This is a genomic window from Streptomyces sp. CB02923, assembly GCF_001905005.1.
Taxonomy (GTDB): Bacteria; Actinomycetota; Actinomycetes; order Streptomycetales; family Streptomycetaceae; genus Streptomyces.
Genome location: NZ_LWKZ01000024.1, coordinates 1 through 22349, shown reverse-complemented (window position 1 = coordinate 22349; position 22349 = coordinate 1). Strand labels below are relative to the sequence as shown.

At 70.7% G+C, this 22349-nt stretch carries 16 protein-coding genes and 2 pseudogenes; 9 read left to right on the top strand and 9 right to left on the bottom strand.

The annotated features are described in order from the left end of the window. The first annotated feature begins 182 nt into the window (after positions 1–182). The 4 genes from A6A06_RS23530 to A6A06_RS23515 all read left to right on the top strand — a co-directional run bounded on the left by A6A06_RS23530 (position 183) and on the right by A6A06_RS23515 (position 6333). Positions 183–2246 carry a SpoIIE family protein phosphatase gene (locus A6A06_RS23530; protein WP_073763349.1) on the top strand — a complete coding sequence of 688 codons (2064 nt, stop codon included), beginning with the start codon at positions 183–185 and terminating at the stop codon, positions 2244–2246. A gap of 160 nt (positions 2247–2406) precedes the next feature. Next, a complete protein-coding gene (locus A6A06_RS23525; RefSeq protein WP_073763348.1) occupies positions 2407–3819 on the top strand; it encodes a glutamine synthetase family protein in 1413 nt (470 codons plus the stop codon). Continuing rightward, positions 3819–4985: an amidohydrolase family protein gene (locus A6A06_RS23520; protein WP_073763347.1), complete on the top strand. Its 1167-nt coding sequence runs from the start codon at positions 3819–3821 to the stop codon at positions 4983–4985. The genes A6A06_RS23525 and A6A06_RS23520 overlap by 1 nt, the downstream gene beginning before the upstream one ends. A gap of 70 nt (positions 4986–5055) precedes the next feature. Beyond that, entirely contained in the window at positions 5056–6333 is a 1278-nt protein-coding gene (locus tag A6A06_RS23515) for an MFS transporter (RefSeq protein WP_242440903.1), read from the top strand. A 49-nt stretch (positions 6334–6382) separates the two neighbouring features. On the opposite strand, the gene A6A06_RS23510 is transcribed toward A6A06_RS23515, so the two are convergent. Continuing rightward, positions 6383–8761, bottom strand: a complete 2379-nt coding sequence (locus tag A6A06_RS23510; RefSeq protein ID WP_073763346.1) for a phosphoketolase family protein — start codon at positions 8759–8761, stop codon at positions 6383–6385. 195 nt (positions 8762–8956) lie between these two features. Here A6A06_RS23510 and A6A06_RS23505 point away from each other — a divergent pair. Continuing rightward, positions 8957–9723 (top strand): annotated as a pseudogene (locus tag A6A06_RS23505) (transposase). A 57-nt stretch (positions 9724–9780) separates the two neighbouring features. Here the strand turns inward: A6A06_RS23505 and A6A06_RS23500 are convergent. Both A6A06_RS23500 and A6A06_RS23495 read right to left on the bottom strand, forming a co-directional pair. After that, a complete protein-coding gene (locus A6A06_RS23500; RefSeq protein ID WP_073763345.1) occupies positions 9781–10281 on the bottom strand; it encodes an NUDIX domain-containing protein in 501 nt (166 codons plus the stop codon). 40 nt (positions 10282–10321) lie between these two features. Continuing rightward, positions 10322–11677 carry a helix-turn-helix domain-containing protein gene (locus A6A06_RS23495; RefSeq protein ID WP_073763344.1) on the bottom strand — a complete coding sequence of 452 codons (1356 nt, stop codon included), beginning with the start codon at positions 11675–11677 and terminating at the stop codon, positions 10322–10324. Positions 11678–11899: 222 nt separating this feature from the next. Between A6A06_RS23495 and A6A06_RS23490 the strand changes: the two genes are divergently transcribed. The 4 genes from A6A06_RS23490 (at position 11900) to A6A06_RS23475 (ending at position 14965) form a co-directional block, all read left to right on the top strand. After that, positions 11900–12649, top strand: a complete 750-nt coding sequence (locus tag A6A06_RS23490; RefSeq protein ID WP_073763343.1) for a hypothetical protein — start codon at positions 11900–11902, stop codon at positions 12647–12649. A gap of 77 nt (positions 12650–12726) precedes the next feature. Continuing rightward, positions 12727–13638 carry a phosphotransferase family protein gene (locus A6A06_RS23485; RefSeq protein ID WP_073763342.1) on the top strand — a complete coding sequence of 304 codons (912 nt, stop codon included), beginning with the start codon at positions 12727–12729 and terminating at the stop codon, positions 13636–13638. Next, entirely contained in the window at positions 13639–14331 is a 693-nt protein-coding gene (locus tag A6A06_RS23480) for a class I SAM-dependent methyltransferase (protein ID WP_073763341.1), read from the top strand. 25 nt (positions 14332–14356) lie between these two features. Continuing rightward, positions 14357–14965, top strand: coding sequence for an HAD domain-containing protein (locus tag A6A06_RS23475; protein ID WP_073763340.1), 609 nt, complete (start codon positions 14357–14359; stop codon positions 14963–14965). A gap of 998 nt (positions 14966–15963) precedes the next feature. Here the strand turns inward: A6A06_RS23475 and A6A06_RS42000 are convergent. The 6 genes and pseudogenes from A6A06_RS42000 to A6A06_RS23450 all read right to left on the bottom strand — a co-directional run bounded on the left by A6A06_RS42000 (position 15964) and on the right by A6A06_RS23450 (position 21954). Beyond that, the gene (locus tag A6A06_RS42000; RefSeq protein WP_199931107.1) at positions 15964–17535 is read right to left on the bottom strand and encodes a hypothetical protein; all 1572 of its coding nucleotides are present in this window, start codon (positions 17533–17535) and stop codon (positions 15964–15966) included. A 382-nt stretch (positions 17536–17917) separates the two neighbouring features. Continuing rightward, complete coding sequence (locus A6A06_RS23465; RefSeq protein WP_073763338.1) at positions 17918–18319, bottom strand: hypothetical protein; 402 nt, start codon at positions 18317–18319, stop codon at positions 17918–17920. Between the two features lie 428 nt (positions 18320–18747). Then, positions 18748–18969, bottom strand: a complete 222-nt coding sequence (locus A6A06_RS43570) for a hypothetical protein (protein ID WP_274535888.1) — start codon at positions 18967–18969, stop codon at positions 18748–18750. A gap of 88 nt (positions 18970–19057) precedes the next feature. Further along, positions 19058–19159, bottom strand: a pseudogene (locus A6A06_RS43565) (peptide deformylase); the annotation flags it as partial. 59 nt (positions 19160–19218) lie between these two features. After that, a complete protein-coding gene (locus tag A6A06_RS23455; protein WP_073763337.1) occupies positions 19219–20718 on the bottom strand; it encodes a M81 family metallopeptidase in 1500 nt (499 codons plus the stop codon). A gap of 63 nt (positions 20719–20781) precedes the next feature. Next, a complete protein-coding gene (locus tag A6A06_RS23450; protein WP_073763336.1) occupies positions 20782–21954 on the bottom strand; it encodes an ROK family transcriptional regulator in 1173 nt (390 codons plus the stop codon). Positions 21955–22349: the final 395 nt, after the last annotated feature.

The window sequence follows — 22349 nt, the reverse complement described above, 5'->3', positions numbered from 1 at the left end:
TAACAGTGTGTTGAGATCATCGCAACGACCTCATCGGGAGGCGACGGCATACAGTCGGTGTATTCAGGGGCTGTGTGATGGTGTTGAGAACTGACTGATGCGAAAGTCAGGGGTTGGCCGGGCTGTCGGGCCTTGCCGCCCGGAATGCCCGCGAATCGGGCAAATGTGGCAAAGTTGCGGACATGGCTGACCGGGGCGCGAAGCGGCCGACCGTGTCGGTGCCGGACGACTGGCCCGCTCATCCGGACCTGACCCTGGCCCTCAACGGCATGGGCGGCTTCGACTGGGACCTCGACAGCGGCCGTATGCACATGGACGGCTCCGCTCTGGAGGTCTTCGACCTGCTGCCGGAGGAGTACGACTCCGACCCGGCCGCCCTGGGCTGCCGCCTGCCGCCCGACGAAGCCGCCCGCCTGGACAGCGTCGTCTCCCAGGCGCTGAAGGACGGCAGTGACTCCTACGGCGCCTACTTCCGCGTCCGCCTCCGGGACGGCACGGTGCGCTGGACCCACACCCAGGCCAGCATCCGCCGGGACGCCACCGGCAGGCCGCACCGCATCATCGGCGTCGTCCGGGACGCCAGTCAGGAGTACGTCCAGGCGGCGGAACGAGCGCAGGCGCACGCCCGCAAACTGCGCAACACCGGCCTCGTCGAGCGGACCACCGCGGCGCTCGCGCACGCCAGGACCGTCCGCGACGTCATCGCCGTGCTCGGCGACGACCAGGCCCTGACCCGGCTGGGCGCGCGGAACGTCATCGTCGGACTGGTCGAGGCGGGCCGCATCCAGGTGATCCACGAAGGACAGGAGGGCAGCTTCGTACCGCAGCACGAGGTCCTGCGGGTCGGGGAGGAGTTCCCGATGAGCGAGGCGGTGCGCACCCTCCAGCCGTGCTTCATCCGCTCCCGCGCCGAGTTCGCCGAGCGCTACCCGGCGCTCTGGCCGCACCTCGAAGGGATGGACTTCGGCTCCGCCGCGTACCTGCCGCTCATCGCGCAGGCCCGGCCGATCGGCGTGGTCGGACTGTTCTACCGCTCGGAGAACCCGTTCGGCGTACAGGAACGCAACCTGCTGCTGGCCCTCGGCTCCAGCGTCGCGCAGAGCCTCGCCCGCGCCATGCTCTACGACCAGGAGCACGACCTCGCCGAGGGACTCCAGCAGGCCATGCTGCCGCGCCGCATCCCCGGCATCCCCGGCGCCCAGATCGCCGTCCGCTACCGTGCCGCCCGGATCGGCCGGGACATCGGCGGCGACTGGTACGACGTGGTCCCGCTGCCCGAAGGCCGGGTCGCCGCGGTCATCGGGGACGTCCAGGGGCACGACACCCACGCCGCGACCGTCATGGGCCAGCTGCGGATCGTGCTGCGGGCCTACGCCGCCGAGGGCCACCCGCCCGCCACCGTCATGGCCCGCGCCTCCGCCTTCCTGGGCGAACTGGACACCGACCGCTTCGCCACCTGCACGTACGCGGACGCCGACCTGGCCACCGGAACGGTGCGGCTGGTGCGCGCCGGACACGTGGACCCGCTGCTGCGGCACGCCGAGGGCCGGTGCCGCGTGCTGGAGGCGGCGGGCGGCCTCCCGCTGGGCATAGCCACCGGATTCCGGGACCTGGACTACCCCGTCACCACCGTCCACCTGGGCGTCGGCGAGACCCTGGTGCTGTACACCGACGGGCTGGTGGAACAGCCGGGCGCCGACATCGACGACGGCGTACGCCACTTGGCCAGGGCGGTGCGCGACGGCCCGCAGGACGTCCAGCAACTGGCCGACCGGCTCTGCGACCTGGCGGCCGAGCAGGCCGGCGAGGACGACATGGCGATGCTGATCCTGCGGCGCGGCGGTGAGCCCGCCGCGCCGGCCGCCGGACGGCTCCGGCAGCACGTCGCCCCCGGCGACGCCCGGGGGTTGTCCGCCGCCCGCCACATGATCCGCGCCGCGGTACGGGCCTGGGGCGCCCGGGAGCGCGCCGAGGAGGTCGAACTGGCCGCCGACGAGCTGATCACCAACGCGCTGCTGCACACCGACGGCGCGGCGGTGGTGACGGTACGGATGCCGCACGGCACCGGCCGGCGGCTGCGGCTGGAGGTGTCCGACCGCTCCAGCGCGCTGCCGCGGCGCCGCGATCCCGACGAGTCCTCGATGACGGGCCGCGGACTGCTGCTGGTGGAGCAACTGGCGGATGTCTGGGGTGTGGAGCCGCGCGGCAACGGAAAGTGCGTATGGTGCGAGTTCGACTGTCCGTGACGACCGGTCCGGCCCTCGGAGGGACGGACGGACATGCCCGGCCGCCCGGCGGGGCTCACCGGGCAACCGCCCCCGGCCGGGGGCGCCGTGGACGGGCAGCGGGCAAAGGCACAGCGATCGGCCGACGGACGAGCGGCACGGCGGAATGGGGACACGCGCTATGGAACCGGGGCCTGCGCAGCAGTGGGGCGACGCCCGCCGGACAGCGGCACGGCTGGACGCCGAACACGTCCACGCCATCGCCCTGACCTGGGTCGACAACGCGGGCATCGCCCGTACCAAGACCGTGCCGACGGCCCGGCTGGCGCCCGCGGTCCAGCGCGGCGTCGGCATGTCACCGGTCTTCGACGTCTTCACCTCCGACGACGCGATCACCGCGTCCGCACACGCCGGCGGGCCCGACGGCGACCTCCGGCTCTTCCCCGACCTGGACCGGATCACGGTGCTTGCCGCGCAGCCCGGCTGGGCCTGGGCCCCCGCCGACCGGTACGACCAGCTCGGCACCCCGCACCCCGGCTGCCAGCGGCAGTTCGCCCGCCGCATGGTGGACCGCGCCGCCGACGCGGGACTGGTCCTCCGGATGGGCTTCGAGACGGAATGGGTGGTCACGCGCATGCCGGGGACGGACGGCGGCGGGCACCCCGGCGGCTCCACGGACGCCGGTGAACTCCTGGAGTACCCCTGCGCGGGCCCCGCCTACAGCATGACCCGGGTCGTCGAACTCTCCGACTACCTCCGCGACGTGGCCGAGGCGCTGGCCCTCCAGGACATCGACGTCCTCCAGCTCCACCCCGAATACGCGCCGGGCCAGTTCGAGGTGTCCACCGCGTCGGCCGACCCGCTGCGCGCCGCCGACGACCTGGTCCTCGTCCGCGAGACCGTACGGGCCGTCTCGCTGCGGCACGGCCTGCGGCCCAGCTTCGCCCCCTCGGTCGTCGCCGGGCAGGTCGGCAACGGCTGCCACCTCCACCTCAGCCTGCACCGCGGCGAACGCAGCCTGCACCGGGCCCCGGACGCCGAACGGGGCCTGGACCCCGACGCCGTACGGTTCCTCGGCGGCGTCCTGGAGGCGATGCCCGCCCTGCTCGGCATCGGCTGCCCGTCCCCCGCGAGCTACCTGCGGCTGGGCCCCTCCGTATGGGCCGGTGCCTACCAGTGCTGGGGCGTGGAGAACCGGGAGGCCGCGCTGCGCCTGGTCACCGGCGCCCCCGGTGACCCGGACGGCGGGCATGCCGAGATCAAGCCGTTCGACGCCGCCGCCAACCCGTACCTGGCGGTCGGCGCGGTGATCGCCGCCGGGCTGCACGGCCTGTCGACGGGCGCCGCGCTGCCCCCGCCGGTCAGCGGCGACCCGGGAGTCCTGGGCGTCCGCGAGCGCGCCCGGCGCGGCATCGTCCGCCTGCCGTCCTCACTGACCGAGTCCACCGACCGGCTGGCGGAGTCGGCGGTGCTGCGCGAGGCCATGGGCGAGGTGCTGCACGGCGCCGTGATCGCCGTACGCCGCGCCGAGGCCGCGCACCTGGGCGACAGCGAGCCCCACGAGATCGCCGCCGCGACCCGCTGGAGGTACTGATGGGCACGGCCGCCCCCGGCGCCGACCCGGCCCTGGACCTGCCGCCGCTGGTCGACCAGCACTGCCACGGCGTGCTGCGCGGCGATCTGACGGCCGCCGCATTCGAGTCGTACCTGACCGAGTCGGACCGGCCCGCCGCCGCGGGCACGACCTTCTTCGACACCCAGACGGGCTTCGCCGTGCGCCGCTGGTGCCCGCCGCTGCTCGGCCTCGCGCCGCACTGCCCGCCCGGTGAATACCTCGCCCGGCGGCGCGAACTGGGCGCGGCCGAGACCCGGCGCCTGCTGCTCGGCGGCACCGGCATCGGCACGTACCTGGTGGACACCGGCCTGCCCGGCGACCTCACCGGCGCCCACGAGACGGCCGAGGCGGGCGGCGGCACCGGGCACGAGATCGTCCGCCTGGAGACGCTGGCGGAACGGGTCGCGGCAGGCGTACGGGCGGCGGGGGAGGAGGGCACGGGCGCGGCAGCCGAGGTGTTCGCGGCCCGGCTCGCCGACGCCGTACGGGACGCGGCGCGCAACGCCGTGGGCTTCAAGTCCGTCGCCGCCTACCGCCACGGGCTGGCCCTGGCCCCCGAACCGCCCGCCACCGCCGACGTCGTCACCGCCGCCCGCGACTGGCTCGCCACCGGCACCCACCGCCTCACCGACCCGGTCCTGCTGCGCCACCTGCTGTGGCTCGCCACCGGCACCGGCCGCCCCCTCCAGCTGCACACCGGCTTCGGCGATCCCGACCTGCGCCTGCACCACGCCGACCCGGCCCTGCTCACCGACTTCGTCCACGCCACCGCGGGCACCGGCACCGACCTGGTCCTGCTGCACTGCTACCCGTACCACCGCCAGGCCGCCTACCTGGCGCACGCCTTCCCGCACGTGTACGCCGACGTCGGCCTGGCCCTCGGGCACACCGGGCCGCGCGCGGCGGCCGTGCTGGCCGGTTTCCTGGAACTGGCCCCCTTCGGCAAAGTCCTCTTCTCCACGGACGCCTACGGCCTGCCGGAGCTGTACACCGTCGGCAGCGCCGCCTTCCGTACGGCGCTGGCGGAGGTGCTGACCGGCTGGGTGCGTACGGGTGCCTGGTCGGCGGCGGACGCCGACCGCGTCGCGGCGCTGGTCGCGGCCGGTAACGCCCGCCGCGTGTACGGCCTTTCGGTGGGCCGGTAGCCGTACGGCCGGTGTCATGATCAGGCCACCCAGTTAAGTGTCACCACCACGGATCGTGCTTTACTGCCCCGTGCCTCCTGCCATATCCGACCCCAAGCCCCGACCTCCGCTGTACACCCGCCTCTTCGCCGACATCACCCCGCTGCGCACCTCCGCGGACTACCGACGCCTGTGGTTCGGCAACACCGTCTCCTGGGTCGGCCAGCAGATGACCGCCCTGGCCGTCTCCCTCCAGGTGTACGCCCTCACCGGCTCCACCTTCGCCGTCGGCGCGGTCGGCCTGTGCTCCCTGGTCCCGCTGGTCGTCTTCGGACTGTACGGCGGCGTCATCGCCGACACCGTCGACCGCCGCAAACTCGGCCTGTACAGCGCGGTGGGCGCCACCGTCCTCTCCGTCGCCCTCGCCGCCGCCGCGCTCCTGGACGTACGGCAGGTCTGGATCCTCTACACGGTCGTCGCCCTCCAGGCGGTCTGCTTCGCGATGAACGCGCCCGCCCGCTCGTCGATGATCCCGCGCCTCCTGCCGCCCGCGCAGCTGCCCGCCGCCAACGCCCTCAGCTCGCTCACCAGCAACCTCGGGATGATGGGCGGCCCGATGCTCGGCGGCGTCTTCGTCGGCCTGTGGGGCTACCAGGCCGCGTACCTGATCGATGTCGGCTGCTTCACGGCCGCGCTCTACGCCATGTGGCGGCTGCCCGCCATGCGCCCCGACCACGGCGGCGGGGACGCGCCGCGCCGCCCCTCGGTCCTGGAAGGGCTGCGCTTCCTGGCCACCCGCCCCAACCTGCGGATGACCTTCTTCGCCGACCTGGCGGCCATGGTGCTGGCGCAGCCCCGCGCGCTGTTCCCGGCCGTCGCCGTGCTCTGGTTCGGCGGCGACGCGAAGACGGTGGGGCTGCTCGTCGCGGCGCCCGCGGTCGGCGCCGTGCTCGGCGCGCTGTTCTCCGGGTGGCTCGGCTCCGTCCGACGCCAGGGCCTGGCGATCCTCGTCTCGGTCGCCGCCTGGGGAGCGGCCGTCGCCTGCTTCGGCCTGACCCGCCACCTGTGGCTCGGCCTGTTCTTCCTCGCCGTCGCCGGGTGCGCGGACACCGTCTCGATGGTCTTCCGCGGCACCATGCTGCAGGCCGCCGCGCCGGACCGGATGCGCGGCCGCCTCCAGGGCGTGTTCATCGTCGTGGTCGCGGGCGGCCCCCGGCTCGGCGACTTCCTGGCCGGATCGGCGGCCGACCTCGCCTCACCGGCCGTGGCGGTCGTCGGCGGGGGACTCGCCTGCGTCGTGACGGTCCTGCTCCTGGCCCTGTGGCGGCGCGACTTCGCCCGCTACGACGCCCGCGACCCGCAGCCCTGACGGCGCTCCCGGGGGCGGGCCGGGCGACCGGCCCCCGGACCCGCCGCCGTCACCGCCCGGTGCCCGGCCAGCTCCACTCCTCGACCTCCGGCAGGTCCGTGCCGTGCTCGCGGATCCAGCGGTGGTGACGCTGCCGTACGTCCGCCATCGCCTGCCGCACCCCGGCGGCCCGCACGGCCAGCCCCGGCACCCGGTCGATGACGTCCATCACCAGCCGGTAGCGGTCCAGGTCGTTGGTGACCACCATGTCGAACGGCGTGGTCGTGGTGCCCATCTCCTTGTAGCCGCGTACGTGCAGGTTGGGGTGGACGGCCCGGCGGTAGGTGAGCCGGTGCACCAGCCACGGGTAGCCGTGGTACGCGAAGACCACCGGCACGTCGCGCGGCAGCAGCGCCTCGAACTCCCGCTCCGTCATGCCGTGCGGATGCTCCTCGTTGGGCTGCAGCCGCGTCATGTCGACGACGTTGACGACCCGTACCGACAGGGTCGGCAGGTGGGTGCGCAGCAGGGACGCGGCGGCCAGCGTTTCCTGCGTCGGCACGTCACCGGCGCAGGCGAGCACCACCTCGGGCCGGCTGCCGGGCTGCTCGGTGCCCGCCCACTCCCAGATGCCCGCGCCGCGCGCGCAGTGCGCCCGCGCCTGCTCGATGTCCAGCCAGTCGAAGCACGGCTGCTTGCCCGCGACCACCACGTTGACCACGTCCCGGGTGCGCAGCACATGGTCGGCCACGCACAGCAGGCTGTTGGTGTCCGGCGGCAGGTAGACCCGTACTGTGTGCGGGTCCTTGTTGAGGATGTGGTCGACGAAGCCGGGGTCCTGGTGCGAGAAGCCGTTGTGGTCCTGGCGCCAGACGTGCGAGGTCAGCAGGTAGTTCAGGCCCGCCACGGGCGCCCGCCAGGGGACGTCGCGGGCCGACTGGAGCCACTTGACGTGCTGGGAGGCCATGCTCGACACGATGTGCGCGAACGCCTCGTACGAGGAGAACAGGCCGTGCCGCCCGGAGAGCACGTAGCCCTCCAGCCACCCCTGGCACAGATGCTCCGAGAGCACCTCCATCACCCGCCCGTGCCGCCCCAGGTGCTCGTCGGTGGGCTCGGTCCTGGCCTGCCACGCCTTGTCGGTGGCGGCGTACACGTCCTGGAGCCGGTTGGAGGCCGTCTCGTCCGGCCCGAACAGCCGGAAGTCGCGGCGGCCGGCGGTCCGCTCCATCAGGTCGCGCAGCAGGCCGCCGAGGATACGGGTCGGCTCGTGCATCCGGGTGCCGGGCTTGTCGACGGGCACCGCGTACTTCTCGGGCTCGGGCAGCGGCAGCGTACGGACGAGGCGGCCGCCGTTGGCGTGCGGGGAGGCGCCGAGCCGCCGGTCGCCGCGCGGCACGCAGGCCAGCACCCGGTCCAGAGGCCGGCCCTCGCCGTCGAACAGCTCGCCCGGCGCGTACGACCGCAGCCAGCCCTCCAACTGGCGCAGGTGGTCCGGGTTGTCCCGGACGCCGGACAGCGGGACCTGGTGGGCGCGCCAGGTGCCCTCCACGGGCGCGCCGTCCACCTCGGCGGGGCCGGTCCAGCCCTTGGGGGTGCGCAGCACGATCATCGGCCAGCGGGGGCGGGCCCGCTCGCCGTCGCCGCGGGCGGTGCGCTGGGCGTCGTGGATGCGGAGCAGCGCGGTGTCCATGGCGGCGGCCATGTCCCGGTGGACCTGCGCGGGGTCGGAGCCGGTGACGTACAGCGGCTCGTGCCCGTAGCCGCGCAGCAGCGCGTCCAGCTCGTCCTCGTCCAGCCGGGCGAGGACCGTCGGGTTGGCGATCTTGTAACCGTTCAGGTGCAGGATCGGCAGCACGGCGCCGTCGTGCGCCGGGTCCAGGAACTTGTTCGCGTGCCAGGAGGCGGCCAGCGGCCCGGTCTCCGCCTCGCCGTCGCCGATCACGCACGCCACCAGCAGGTCCGGGTTGTCCAGCGCGGCGCCGTACGCGTGCGCGAGGGAGTAGCCCAGCTCGCCGCCCTCGTGGAACGAGCCCGGCACGTCCGGCGCCGCGTGGCTGGGCACCCCGCCGGGGAACGAGAACTGCCCGAACAGCCGGGCCATCCCGGCCGCGTCCCGCCCGACGTCCGGGTTCAGCTCCCCGTACGTCCCCTCCAGCCAGGCCCCGGCGAACACCGACGGCCCGCCGTGCCCCGGCCCCCACACGCACACCGCTTCCTGCCCGTGGGCGCTGATGACCCGGTTGACGTGGGTGTACACGAGGTTCAGGCCGGGACAGGTGCCCCAGTGGCCGAGCAGCCGCGGCTTGATGTGCTCGGGGCGCAGTTCCTCGGTGAGCAGCGGGTTGCCGGTCAGGTAGATCTGGCCGGCGGCGAGGTAGTTCAGTGCCCGCCAGTGGGCGTCGAGGTCGAGCAGGTCGCTCTCGGTGAGCGGGGTCGGCGACTCCATCGGGGCCCTCCGTCGGGGGAAAGGTGATCAGGGAGCGCCTCTCCACCGTACGGGCCGCCATGCACCGGCGCCGCCCATAACGGGCCGTCCGGACGCGCCGGGGCTCGGAGCCGGGGTCGCGGACCGGTGTCCCAGAGTTTTTCCCGGGTAAAGGTTGTCCCGTAACTGATGTGGTGGGTGGAGCGCTGTCTGATCATGGGCGGGGTGATGTCAGCTGATGATCCGAAATGGATCGAGCCGTTCGTCGGGTTGAGCCCGGTGCCGTTCGACCGGCTGGTTGCGTTGGTGCGGCGGCGTGGTGGTGACGTTCAGCGGGCCGGCCGTGGCGATTGCCGTTGTAGGACCGGGTGCTGCTGGTGGCGGCCTACTGGCGGACGAACCTGACGCTCAGGCGGGTCGCGCCGTTGTTCGGGATCTCGAAGTCGGCCGCGGACCGGATTTTGGACCACCTCGCACCGCTGCTGGCGCTCTCGCCGGCCCGCCGTAAACGCGAGGACACCGCCCGCATCGTCGACGGAACGCCGGTCCCGACCCTGGACCGCACTGTCGCGGCCTCGGGCAAGAACTATCGGTACTCGACGAATCTGCAGGTCGTCACCGGCGCCAACAGCCGCCTGGTGGTAGCCGTCGGCGATCCGCTGCCTGGTAATCGCAACGACTGCCGGGCTTTCACCGAGTCCGGCGCCGAGCGGGCGTGCCGTGGTGTTCCCACCCTCGCCGACGGCGGCTGCCAGGGCACCGGGCTGCTGATCCCGCACCGCAGACAACGAGGCCAGGATCATCTCAGCCCGCAGCAAGAGGCTGAGGAGGCTGTCCGCCGTCGTGCTCGGGCACGCGTCGAACACGCCCTGTCCCGCCTGAAGAACTGGAAAGTCTTGCGGGACTGCCGGCTCAAGGGCAACGGCGTCCACCACGCCACGCGCGGCATCGCCCGCCTGGACAACATGGCCCTCACGGGATAACCCGAACCCCATACGGGATACCGCTAGTAGCGGCTTCAGTAAGGCGGACGGGACTGCCTACTTCCAGCCATCCAGCGATACCTGAGATCCACCAGTCAGGTACCGGTCAAGGGCACTTGCGGTCGTTTCGACGAACTCCTCGGGGACGGCGTCGGCGTCGACCCACCGGACTTGGGCGTGCTTGTGGGGTTCGCGGTTTTCGGGTTCGCCGGTCCATTCGTGCGCGGCAAAAACGACGGTGAGGAAGCCGTTGGGGGCTTCGACGCCCCAGGCGCCGTGGATGATGTGGGCGACCTTCAACGACTCGGGCTTCACGGTCAGGCCCGTCTCCTCGTACAGCTCGCGCACCGCGGTCTCGGTGATGGGCTCGCCGGGTTCGCTCTTGCCGACGGGGAGGTCCCACATGCCTTGGGCGAACTTGGCGTTCTGGCTGCGCTGGAGGAGGACGACGCGGTGGGTGGCCTGGTCGTGGACGATGACGGCGGCGACCAGGAGGGTCATGGAGTCGAGGGCGGGCTTGAGGGCTTTGGGCTGGTCGTCGGTCTTTGGCTGAGCCATGGCGGTCCTGGTCCCTTCGTCGGCCGGGTTGATCGGAATGTTAGGACAGCGCTTCTCGGGCGCGGCGGGCGAGTTCGATGGCGCCGGGCACTTTGCGCCGTTGGTAGACCGCGAGTGTCGATCGGATGGAGGTGATCGCTTTGCGGGTGCGGTCTGAGGTCACGCCTTCCATCAGGGTGAGGGCTTGTGTCCAGGCTGCGACCGCTTCGTCGGCGCGAGCTTGTGCGGCGAGGCTGTCGCCTAGGTCGGCGTGGGTGAGGGCGTGGACGCGCTTGTACTTCTTGGGGTCCCAGCGAACCAGGGCGTCGCGGTGCTGCTGCTCGGTGCCGACGTGATCGGCGAGGTCGGTGAGCGTGCGGGCGGTGTGGCTGGCCACGGTGCCGGCGGCCGGGCCGCTGACGAGGGAGAAGCTGGGCTGAGGGCCGTCTTCCCGGAGCAGGGCGTCCTCGGCGGCGAGCAGGGCGCGGGCTGCCGCGGAATGCTCGTCGGTGGCGGCGAAGGCGCGTGCGTGGGTGATGTGGAGCAGGGCCTCGGTCTGGCTGTCGATGTGGCCGAGTCCGCGGGACAGGGCGCCTTCGACGAGGTCGACGCAGTGGTGGGGCTGCTTGAGGCTGAGGGCCTGGTGGGCGAGGGCGCGCATCATCCAGGCGGCGTGGCCGTGCGGGTCGGCCTCGCAGGCGAGCTGGTACCCGACCTGGTAGTAGCGCTGGGCGGCGCCCTCTTGGCCGAGGTCGTGATGCTTCCAGCCCGCGAGGTAGGCCAGTTCGGCGACGGCGCCGAAAGCGTTGCGGCGTAAAGCGTCGGAAGTGAAGCGGGCCCGGAGAACAGGGGCGGCGGTGTCGGCGAGGTAGGCGGTGACGGTGGTCAGGCCGTGACCACCACCCAGTCGCTCGTCGGCCGCGCTGAAGGCGGCTGTGATCTGGCGGACAACCTCGATGTCCTCCGCCCCGACCAGCGATCTTCGGGTGCGGGCGCGCAGGAGGCGGGAGGTGGCTTCCTGGTCGTACGCCAGCGGCATGGCGACGCCTGCCGTGGTGAAGGCGGCCACGGCCAGGAAGCGGCGTCGTTCGACGTCGGCCCGGCCCAGGTCAGTGGCGGTGATGACGGGGTCGGAGTCCTCCGCGATGGCGGTCTCCGGATCGCGCAGGCCGATCTCGGCGAGGGTGATGGTGCGGGCGGCGCGACGGGAGAGTGCTTCGGCCAGGTACTGCCCGGTCCGTCCGGACGGCTTCCGCGTGCCCTTCACCCAGTGGGATACGGCCGACTTGTTGGTGTGGATGATCTCGCCGTTCTCCGCCGCTACCCGGCGTACGCCCCTCGCCAGCGCTTCATAGGTATGGCCGGACGCGGCGATGGCTTCGCGCAGACGGACGTTGGGCTGGTTGAGTGCCGCCACGACCTTCCCCGATCCGAGGCTGTAAACCGCGTATACCGCTTGGCCTTTCCTCCACCGTACCCACTGTGCGTGACGGCAGGTTCACTTATCAGCAGCCGCCCGGAACGGCTCGACCGGTCCAGGCTCCCCGCTTGTCCGGGCGGCACCCCACAGTTCCGTACGCGCCGATCCGGCTCGGGCATTCCTGTGCCCGGCCCCGGCCGATCAGAGACGGAGACACCGGTGACCACCATCGACACGACGACCATCACGGTCGAACTCCCCGAGGCGTTCGATCCGCGCTGGAGCCGCCTGCCAGGCATTCAGGTCCACGGCCGGCGCATCACCATCGACCCGGCCGAGTACTTCTTCCGCTTCGAGTCCAGCACATGGCTCATCGCCGGCTGGGAGCTGGTCAAGTCCCAGCTTCTGGAAGCGAACGAGACCACGGAAAGTGCGGTCGAGCAGCTTGCGCTGGACTTCATCAAGGCCCACAGCGCGTCCACCTCCGACGCGGGCCGTGTCCTGGCCACCGCGTACGAGGTGTACGCGTACCTGTTCCGCGACGAGCACCTCGACGGGCTCGGCCTGCCGAAGATCACCGCCGAGCATCTGGGGATGCTGAGGCAGGCGGCGACGCTGATGGCCCTCAACAAGGTGGAGCTGGACGGACACATCTCCAACGTCGGACCGTGCTGGTTCTTCCCCGCCGCCACCTCCGTCGTCTTCGACCTGGACGACGAGATGGGCAGCACGCTCGACGAGGTCTACCACGGCGGCTGGTTCAACGAACACCGCCGCATCGAGTCCATCAAGGCTCACGCCGCCCTGGGCGGACGGCTCGTGCACGGCTGCCAGTCCGTGCCGGACCAGTCCGGCGGCGTCATCGCGCCCTACGGTGCGTCGATGGCCACCTTCCGCGAAGACCTGGCCGCCTTCAAGGCCGGCTGGATCGAGCAGGTCTACGCCCACCGCGTGATCCGAGCCGCGTAACACCCAGCAGGCTCCGGGGCGGGCCGGCCCCACTCGCCCGCCCCGGACGCCACCACACCGCAAGGGAGCCCCCACGCATGGACGAGAACTTCAACGCCGAACTCCTCGCCGACCTCTGCACTCTCACCGGGCGGCCCGCCCCCAAGCGTGATGAGGTGCGGGTGTGGTCCATGTCGGGTGTCGAGCGCCTGACCTTCCCCGACGGCAGTACGGCCATCTACAAGTACGCCAGGAGGCCCTTCGACAGCGAGGACCAGGCGCTGCGGCTGGCCCGCACCCTCGGAATCCCCGTGCCCCATATCCATGCCTCCGCGAGGATCGGCGGCTGGCTCGGCATGCTCCTGGAGGACCTCGGCACCCCCATCCACGACGCGGACAGCCTCGACGGTGCCGCCGCGGCAGTCGTCCTCCACCGCACCCGGGCCGCCTCCGCACTGTCCATGCTTGACGCGGAAGCACTGGGCGCCTTGCCGAGCCGCGCCTTGGACCACCTCGACCAGCTCCGCAAGGCCGATCGCTGGCAGGACACCGAAGACATCAAGCACGCACTCGACCAGATTGCCCAGGCAGCCGATGCCCGTGCCCAGGGCACCACGGTGGAGCCCTTCGGCTGGGTGCACTCCGAATTCCACCCCACCAGCCTCCACATCGGGAAACGCGGCTGGCGGCTGCTGGACTTCGCCCGCGCCTTCACCGGCCCCGGACTGCTCGACCTAGCCAGCTGGGACGGCACCCTCGACGCACCTGACCCAGCTCGCCTGCGCGACTTCATCGAGTCGTACGTCAACGAGGGCGGCGCCCCCGACGCACTGGCCGAGCGAGGGGGCCTGGCCGCCGAAAAGTGGGCGCTGGGCTGGCACCGGATGTGGGCGGTCGAGTGGTTCATGGAGCAGTCCATCCGATGGATCAACGATCCGGCCGCCGACCCCGCCTACATCAACGTCGTCCGCCGCCACCTCACCGGCGTCCTCCAACTACTGGAGGTCTAGGTGCTCGCCCAAGCCACCCCCTGGCACACCCACGCCCTCCAGCGCGCCGCCGCCGGACCCGCCGCGCCACTGGCCGCGCCGCCGCGCATGGAATGGGCCACCGCCCCAGGGCTCGGCCCCGGCGCCGAGGTACTCGGCAGTGATCTATGCCAGCGCCGCGTACTGGAACTCGGCTGCGGCCCCGGCCATAACGTCGCCTACCTGGCCGCACGCCGCAGCGCCCGCGTCACCGGAGTCGATCTGGTCGGCCTGCAGGTCCGCCGTGCACGCTCGCACTACGGGCGACTGGCCGGCGCCGGCTTCGTTGCCGGTCACGCCCTCCACTACCTGCAAGCCAGTCGCGAGCGGTTCGACGCGATCTACTCGGTCTTCGGAGCCATCGGCCTCGTCGCTCCCCAGCTACTGTTGCCCGCCATCGCCGTACGCCTGCGACCCGGCGGTGCCCTCGCCTTCTCCGTACCCCATCCCAGGCGTGCAGGCAGGTATCCCTCTGCCGACAGCCTGCCGCGTCGCGACTACGTGACCCTGCCCGATCGGACCCGTCAGCCCATCGCCCGGTGGGAATTCGACGCCGAGCGCTGGACGGAGCACCTCGCCCGAGCCGGACTGTCGCTCACGTGCGCCCAGGAACTGCGCGACCCTCGCCGAACCAGCTTCCCGACCACTTTGCTGATCGCCGCGCGCAAGGACTGACCCGACTCAACCTCGCGGAGCACCGATGCGCCTTCCCTACCTCCTGCTCGACATCGACGGAGTCCTCATCCCCTTCCCAAGCCAGGACGGGGCCATCCCGGAGACACACCTTCGCCACGATGTCCTTCCGACCGGCCGTGACCCCAGTGATCCCGTCACCATCTGGCTCAACCCCGCGCACGGCCCGATGCTCACGGACCTGATGAGGAACCGGCTCTTCACCCCGGTGTGGTGCACCAGTTGGCGCCAGGACGCCACCACCATGATCGGTCCCCTCCTCGGGCTCCCGCCGCTGCCCCACGTCGACCTGCCACGCCTGAAGATCACCACCAGCCACCCCAACGGCTATCTGTGGAAGCGCGACCATGTCGACGCCTGGCTCGGTGAGGCACCCGCAGCTTGGATCGACGACGACTTCACCAGCCTTGACCATGGATGGGCCGCGGAACGTACAGCCCGCGGTCTGTCGACTCTTCTCGTTCAGCCTGATCCCCACGTTGGGCTGTGCGCCGATCACCTTGGCCAGGTCGTGACGTGGGCAGGTCAGTTGGCCGCCGTGCCGACCAGTGAACCCGGCGTTTCGTGCGGGGCCGTAGTGAATGCCGCTGCCGACGTAGACCACGGCCCTCGGTAGGTGCGATCGCCAGCGGCGCGGACGTCAACGTCGTCGAGACCAAGAAGGCACGCGAGGCTGCAGCCACGGTGACGCCCTGGAGAGTGTCGCGCTGTGATGTGTGCTCGATCCGTGCGGAGGAGGCCCGTCAGGCGTCTCCAGACCAGCGAGCGGCACTTGGCGTCATGACACCGACCAGCTGTTCCTCGGAGCCCGGTTCACGTACGGCCGCATGAAAGCGTCCATCGTCTCGCCGGCTTCGCGCATCGCCAGTCGGCTGATTCCATCAGGAACCTCGCGGTCGTAGTGGACGAAGAGACGCCCGTCCACGGAGTGGTCTCCAAGCGGTCGACGAGGTTGTCGTAGCGGCGCTTGCTCAGTTCGTCCTTCGCGGGCATCGCGGTACAGCTCCCCACTCTCGGCGCACACCTCATGTGTGCTGAATCCGTGACGGAAGTCAGAGGCCCTGTCGCCCTCGGTGGGCGACAGGGCCTCTGACCTGCTGCTTAAGCGTGCTACCGGCAGGATTCGAACCTGTGGCACCCGCTTCAGGAGTCTTCCTGATCAAAGCCGTGACTTGGGGAAACGTCGGACGCAGTGTGTCTGGCCCGGGAAATTACTCCTACCTAGTTCTCAGGTGTTTGTAGGGTTTTTTCGTCCTCATGTGCGCCGAATCCGTTCCGCGGGGCCACTCGCCCATGGTGTTCGCGAGGGCGTGGAGTCCCCAGCTAGGGATATCGGGTCAGCGCCTGTGAGCACCATCCTTGAGATGACGCAGGACGTGACCCTAGGAAGGGCAAGCCGATAAGTCCTTCGGGAGGCTCACGCCTGTGCGAATGACAACCTCCGTTCGAACCCATCGGCGACACTGGCAGCTGTGGTGCTGCACGATCGCCCGCCGCCGCAAGCCGGCTCCGCTGTGACGCTGTTTCTGTTAGTCAGCATCGCATGGCATGACGTTCCTTCCCGACGCAGATGCATCAGGCCATCCGCTCATGCACTGCCTCTGCCTTCCTGGGCTACGTCTCCTCCTCGGACTCCTGAGCCTCATTGAGTTCTTCATACCGATCCGCCCAATCTGCGAGCGTGCGGTCAATACGGTCGAGCTTTCTCCGAAGGGACGAGACTTCTTCCGAGTCCCACCCGTCCCTGTCCACAAGGTTGGCGCCACCCTCTTGGTCGGGGACTGTCTGCATGCTGGCCAAGGACTTCTTCAAATTCTCGGCGCTTGCGCAAACCCCGGCCCAGCACTGACTTGCAGCTTTGTACCCGGTCGTCATTCGCGCCAGCGCTTCGCCATTGTAGGTGTGGCGCACCAGGGCATCGGTCAGCTCGCGAGGCTTGCCATCGGCCGTGATCACCAGTGCCCCATCGTCGTCTACCTCGTACAGCTTCTGACCAAGCCGTCCTGCTCGTACGACCTCGTATGCCTGTAGTACGCCGCGTCGGCGCGAGAGCATGGCGCGAAGCACCGCAGCTGGACTCCGGTCGTCCTCGTCTCCAGATCCGCCGAACACTTCACGTTGCAAGCCCATCGGTTCCGCGATCGACATATGGTAGGCGGCCTTCACCGCGAGCTCCGTCTGTGCGATGCTCAGCCGCCCGTTGTCACCGAATCCGGAGTCCACCTCCTCCAGAGACTCATCCCGTAGACGCTCCAGCGATCGAGAGCCCTCGGCGGACCCTTCCAGTGGCGAATCGGCTAGCGATTCCCTGATTTCGGGCATCCGGTATGCCCGTTGCAGCACTGCGCGTCGCGGTCGAATGAACTGGGGTGAGTCGTTCTTCTCTGTGCGGACTGGGCGGAGGATCAGCTCGACAGCGATGTCGACACGATCCTCATGCTTGGGTCGCTGCTTTGCTGTCAGTGAGCGAATGCCGTCGTTAACACGACGCGCAGTACCGGTCCTGCCACCTAGCAGTGCACGGACGATTTCTGCCACCCGGACATCGCGATATCGGCTGAAGCCTTCAGCTTGGGCTTCCTCTTCGGTGATTACTCCAGCAAACCATCGTTTTTCCGATGCAGAGATGTGAGCGGAGCGGGTCCGCGTAGGCTGGGCCAATGTGTCAAGCACGGCGTCGGCCTTCGCCTCGTTCTCCACGGCCGAGCCGTACGGCTTGGGCGGACGGATGTGGGTCAAGCCGATGAAGTTACGTACCGCCGTGTGGAAACGATGATTCGATCGTGTGTCGGCGCGGAACCCCACGACTACACGCGCGGGAATGGTTAGGGCGCGTACCCTCGCCTGCTCCTCCTCACTGAGTCCGCCCCAGCCTTGCTTCTGAACCAGTCGGTTCCACCGGTTGACTTCTTTGCGAAACTTCCGGTCATCGCCGCCCCACTCGTACGCGACCTTCGACGGTGAATATCCGAGCAGATCATGCACTGCACTGATACGACTCGAACCGTCTGCGGCGATCAACAGTGGTGCCGCAGGATGGCCGTTTCGGTGATGTGCAGTCAGCGGAACAATAGTCAGTGGTTGGAGCACGCCTTCCACCCAGATGTCCTCGCTGAGGGGATTCTCCCTCACCAAACGCTCCTTGGCGTCTTCCAGCCGCTGAGCGAGTGCGTTGGGCTCCTCCACGCGGATCTCCAGCTCTGCCGCGCCGCCCAAGGCCGAGCTGGGCTCGGGCAACTCCCACATGCTGGCTCTGCCCCCACCCAGTGCGTAGCTTCTACGGCCGTACTCCCGTGGGTTAGTTGGATGAGGCACGACTGCCGCAGACCACAGCCGCGTCTCTGCGATTAGCAAAGTACCGCCCTGCACCCGAAGTTCGGCCGCCTCGGCCAGTCTCCTCCGCATGTCGTCTGGGCGCACTGCTGCTCGCGACAGAATGCGGACGGGGCCTTCAGAGAGCCCCCGTCCGAAAAGCGCGGAGGCGAGGTTGTCGACAGCGGCGCTCCGGGGGAGGGTCCACCGTGCTGGCTGCCAGCCGTCTTCGGCGTTGTCGGCCTGGTCAAGAGACTTATCGGTCACTGGTTGCCTCCGTGATTCGGTCCGCGAGAAGGAGCGCCTGACGTGCCCGCCTTCGGTTTTCATGGATCGCGGGTGTGCCCCCTGGAGTTCGCGAAAGCTGCGCAGCGTGCTCGCTGAGTGCCGCGCGTACCTGGTACCACCCCTCCAGCGTGAGGGGGACCATGTAGAGGCGCTCACCGTGCAGGTTGACGACACTGCAGTGCAGCTCCTGCTCCGTGATGTCAGTCCAGTGGGCGGCGAGCCTCCCCAGGGTGATCCCCGCGCCCTGATCTGCTGGGGCTTCGGGTGGGGTGACCGCGTGGCACTCCTCGGCTGCATGCTGGAGCACGGCTGCAACGAGCCACACCTGGGCCTGATCGAGAGGAATGGGGAACGTGATGGTGTCGGACACGGAAAAGGTCTCCGGCAAGGTCAGCCGATGGGGCCATCGGCATGTCGGCGTCCAGCTGTCCGGTCGTGGGTACGCCGGACAGAGCGAGAGCGCGGACATGCTGACCGCCGACCTCCACCCGTGTCGGTCCACGGAATAGTAAGCGCCGGGACGTCTGGTGCTGTTCGAGCCACACACCAGCCGGCCCGAAGGGCGAGGTGGTCATGAACCTCATTCCCGAGGGAGCACAGCGAGACGGTTTCGGCTGCTCGGCCGATAGTTCGTGTTTCAACCGAGAGGGCCGCTCCATCATGGCGCGGGGGCATCGAACGAGTCGCTCGGCGGGGAGCGTAGTGGGACCGTCACTGTGTGTGCAAGGTAGTCGTCCCACGTAAACCTTGAGCCTCTTCGTGCCCCTGAGGGTGAGGGGCAAGTCCAAGGTGGCGTCTCTACCTCGGATCGCAGAATTGTTCGCCGTAGTGGCCTACTCGTAAGTCCATACTCGGCCAGCCTGGCGGTACTCCTTCCCGGGGCATCGGTTCGACGCCAGCTCGCATGCGGTTGGTGTACAGCGGCGCGTCTAGGTGGTCGATCTCGTGGTGGATGAGGCGGGCGAGGCCGCGTTCGTAAACGGTGGTCGTGGTCTCGCTGGCCAAGGTCGTGCTTTCCACCGTAATGTCCAGTGCACGGGGGCCAGAGCCGCACGTCGAAGAACGACAGGCACCCCTCGCACTGCTCGTCTGTCTCTTCGGAGCTGGCGGTGATCCGCGGGTTGAGGAGGACGATGGCGGAAGTGTCGCAGGGCGGCTGGACGACAGCGGCGGCACGTCCGATGCCGATCTGCGGGGTGGCGATGTCCATACCTGTGGCGAAGGGGCCCCGGCAGTATTCGAACCTGAGACACCCGCTCAGCCGGTGTCTCAGAGCAGGACCGGTGTCAGATCGGGGTCCTCGAAGCCCTCGTCGTCGAACGGGTAGAGCGGGCGGACCACCCGGTGGTGGCCCAGGCGCAGCAGGTCCTGGTCCACGCCGCCGGGGGTGAGGGCGAGCAGCCAGTCGGCGGCCATCGTGTGCAGCTCCGGCTCCAGGTAGCCGGTCTTCACGGCGACGATGTCGTACGCGGCCGGGTCCAGCGTGCCGAAGTCCGCACGGGTGTGGAAGGGCTTGCGCCGCTCGGTGAGGACGGCCGTCACCCCGCCCCGGGTGACGGCGGCGGTGCGGCCGCCGCCGTCGTACGCCGGGTTGCCGCGCGGGGCCCCGGGGGCCGGTGCGGCCGGGGCCTCCAGGGCGGTCACCGTGCCGGTCAGCTCGTACGGCTCGGCGTGCGGGCCGGTGCCGGCGCTGACGTGCCCGCCGACCTTCAGGGTCACGCGCGCGCCCACCCCGGCGTCGAAGCAGGCGGTCACGGCGGCCGGGTCGGTGATGCCCGGGTGCAGCGCGGTGACCTGCCCGGATGCCAGCTGCTCGTGGGCCAGCAGGCGTTGCAGCAGGTACGCGAGGTCCCCGGCGCCGCCCGCGGTGGGGTTGTCCCCGGAGTCGCTGATCAGGAACGGGCGGGCGGTGGACGCCGCGGCGCGGGCGATGCAGTCGTCGGCGTCGCCGGTCGGGCCGACGAAGACGAAGTCGCGGCGCACGTCCCAGTATTCCCGGGCCAGGCTGCGGGCCTGCTCCAGCGTCAGGTCCGGGTCGTCGCCGGTCACCACGACCGCGGCCCGGCAGCGCGCCTCGTCGGCCCAGGCGTAGCCCACCCAGACCGCCGCGTCCACGATGCCGTCCATCGCCTCGACCGAAGCGAGCCTGCCGTACAGGGACTTGGCCGGTTCCAGGCGGGTGCTGGTCTTCTCGCCTGGGAGCAGGACCGGCACCTGCACCCAGGCGCGGTACGGACGGCCCTTGCCGGACGCCAGCCGCCCGACCAGGTTGCGGGCGGCCCGCTCGCGGGTGTCCCAGGCGTCCTCGTGCGGGGCGAGGCGGTGCGCGGTGAGCAGGTCGAGCCGGTCGGCGAGGCGGCGTGAGACGTTGCCGTGCAGGTCCATGGCGGCGGATATCAGGACGTCGGGGCCGAGCGCGTCGCGTACGGCGCCGGTCAGGTCGGCCTCGGCGTCGTCCAGGCCGACGACGCTCATGGCGCCGTGGATGTCGTAGACCATGCCGTCCAGCGGCCCGGCCTCCCGGATGCGCGCGACGAGTTCGGACGTGATCCGGTCGTACGTCTCCCGCTCGACGGGCCCGCCCGGCAGCGCCACCGCGTGCACCAGCGGCACCCACTCCACCCGGTCCGCGAGGTCACCGTCCGGGCGGGTCCAGGTGTAGCGGTCCAGCAGCGCGGCGCCGCGGGTGACGCGGAAGTCGTCGTAGGCCGAGCGGTGCGGGCAGAACTGGCTGGACTCGATGGCCATGCCGCCGATGGCGATGCGCATGCGGGGGTGCACCTTCCGTCGGGGCCGTGGGAACCGTTGGGGCTGTTGGGGTCGTTCGGGGAGCTACGTACGGGAGACGGGCAGGGCCGGCAGCCCGCCGTCGGCCGCCAGTTCGCGCAGCGCGGCGTGTCCGGCGCCGAGCAGCCCCGCGTCCGGGCCGCAGCTCGCGGCGACGATGGACAGCTCGCTCGTCGCCATCGGCAGACAGCGCTCGTACAGCACCCCGCGCACCGCCGCGACCAGGGGCTCGGCCGAGGCGAGCGCCCCGCCCAGCACCACGGCCTCCGGGTTGAAGAAGTTCACCACGACGCCCAGCACCGCGCCGATGTGCCGCCCGGCCTGCCGCACCAGGGTCGTCGCGTGCGGTTCGCCGTCCTCGACGAGCCGCAGGATGTCGGTGGCGGAGTGCGCCTCGATGCCCTGGCCGCGCAGCGCGGCAGCGATGGCGGCGCCGCCGGCCACGGTCTCCAGGCAGCCGATGTTGCCGCAGGAACAGGGGCGTTCGGCGGCGGCGTCCACCCGTACGTGGCTGATGTCCCCGGCGCAGCCGCGGGCGCCCCGGTAGAGCCGGCCGTGGCTGATCACTCCGGAGCCGATGCCGCGGCCCGCCTTGACCACCACGAGGTGCCGCAGCCCGGGGTGGGCGGCCCGGTGCTCGCCCAGGGCCAGCACGTTGGCGTCGTTGTCGACCAGGACGGGCAGGCCGAGCCGTTCGGCGAGCCGGTCGCCCAGCTCGTACAGGTGCCAGCCCGGCATCCGGGACGGCGCGACGACCCGGCCCGACGCGGGGTCGACCGGGCCGGGGAAGCCGACGCCGACACCGCAGACGGTGCGCCCGGCCGCGCGCTGGCGGTCGGCCAGCGCGGTCAGCCGTTCGGCGAGCAGGCCGACGGCCGGTTCCGGGCCGGCCGTCAGGTCGAAGGCGCACTCGTCGACGTCGAAGCCGGTGCCGGTCAGGCCCACCGCGCCGGTACGGATGTGGTGGCTGCCCAGGTCGGCGGCGAGCGCCACGGTGCCGCCGTCCGGGACGCGCAGCAGCCGCGGGCGGCGGCCGCCGCGCGAGGCGCCCTCGCCGGACTCGGTCAGCAGTCCGGCCTCGACCAGTTCCTGGACGCGGGCGGAGACGGTGGAGGCGGCGAGCCCCAACTCCCGTACGAGGGCGGCGCGCGAGCGGGCGGTGCCGGTCGCGACGAGTTCGAGGACGTGCGCGGCGGACCCGGGCTCGGCGTCGGTCATGGCGGTGCCCTTTCGGCCGGGGACGGCGGAAAACCGCGGGAATGCTGGGCCCGATTCCCCTTCTTTCTTCGATCACCGAAGAAAGAAGGGGAATCAAGTGCCTTTCAGTCCACACCAATTGCCGATGTTCCGCCAGACCCCTGACTTCTTTTCACGGCCGTCCGTACTTTTCTCGCACCCTTCGACCCGCTCTACACGGCCGAGAAAAAGGGTGCGGGCCTGACCACGGACAACCCGCGCAACCTCGCCGAACAGCCGCGCTACAGCGACGGCGACACCAAAACCGTCAGCGGCCCCTGGAACATCGAGAAGTGGACCACCTCGGGACAGCCCTAGGCGCTGTTTCTCGGATCATGTGCGGAGCCAGATGATGAGTGCTGCGAGGGTGACGGTGC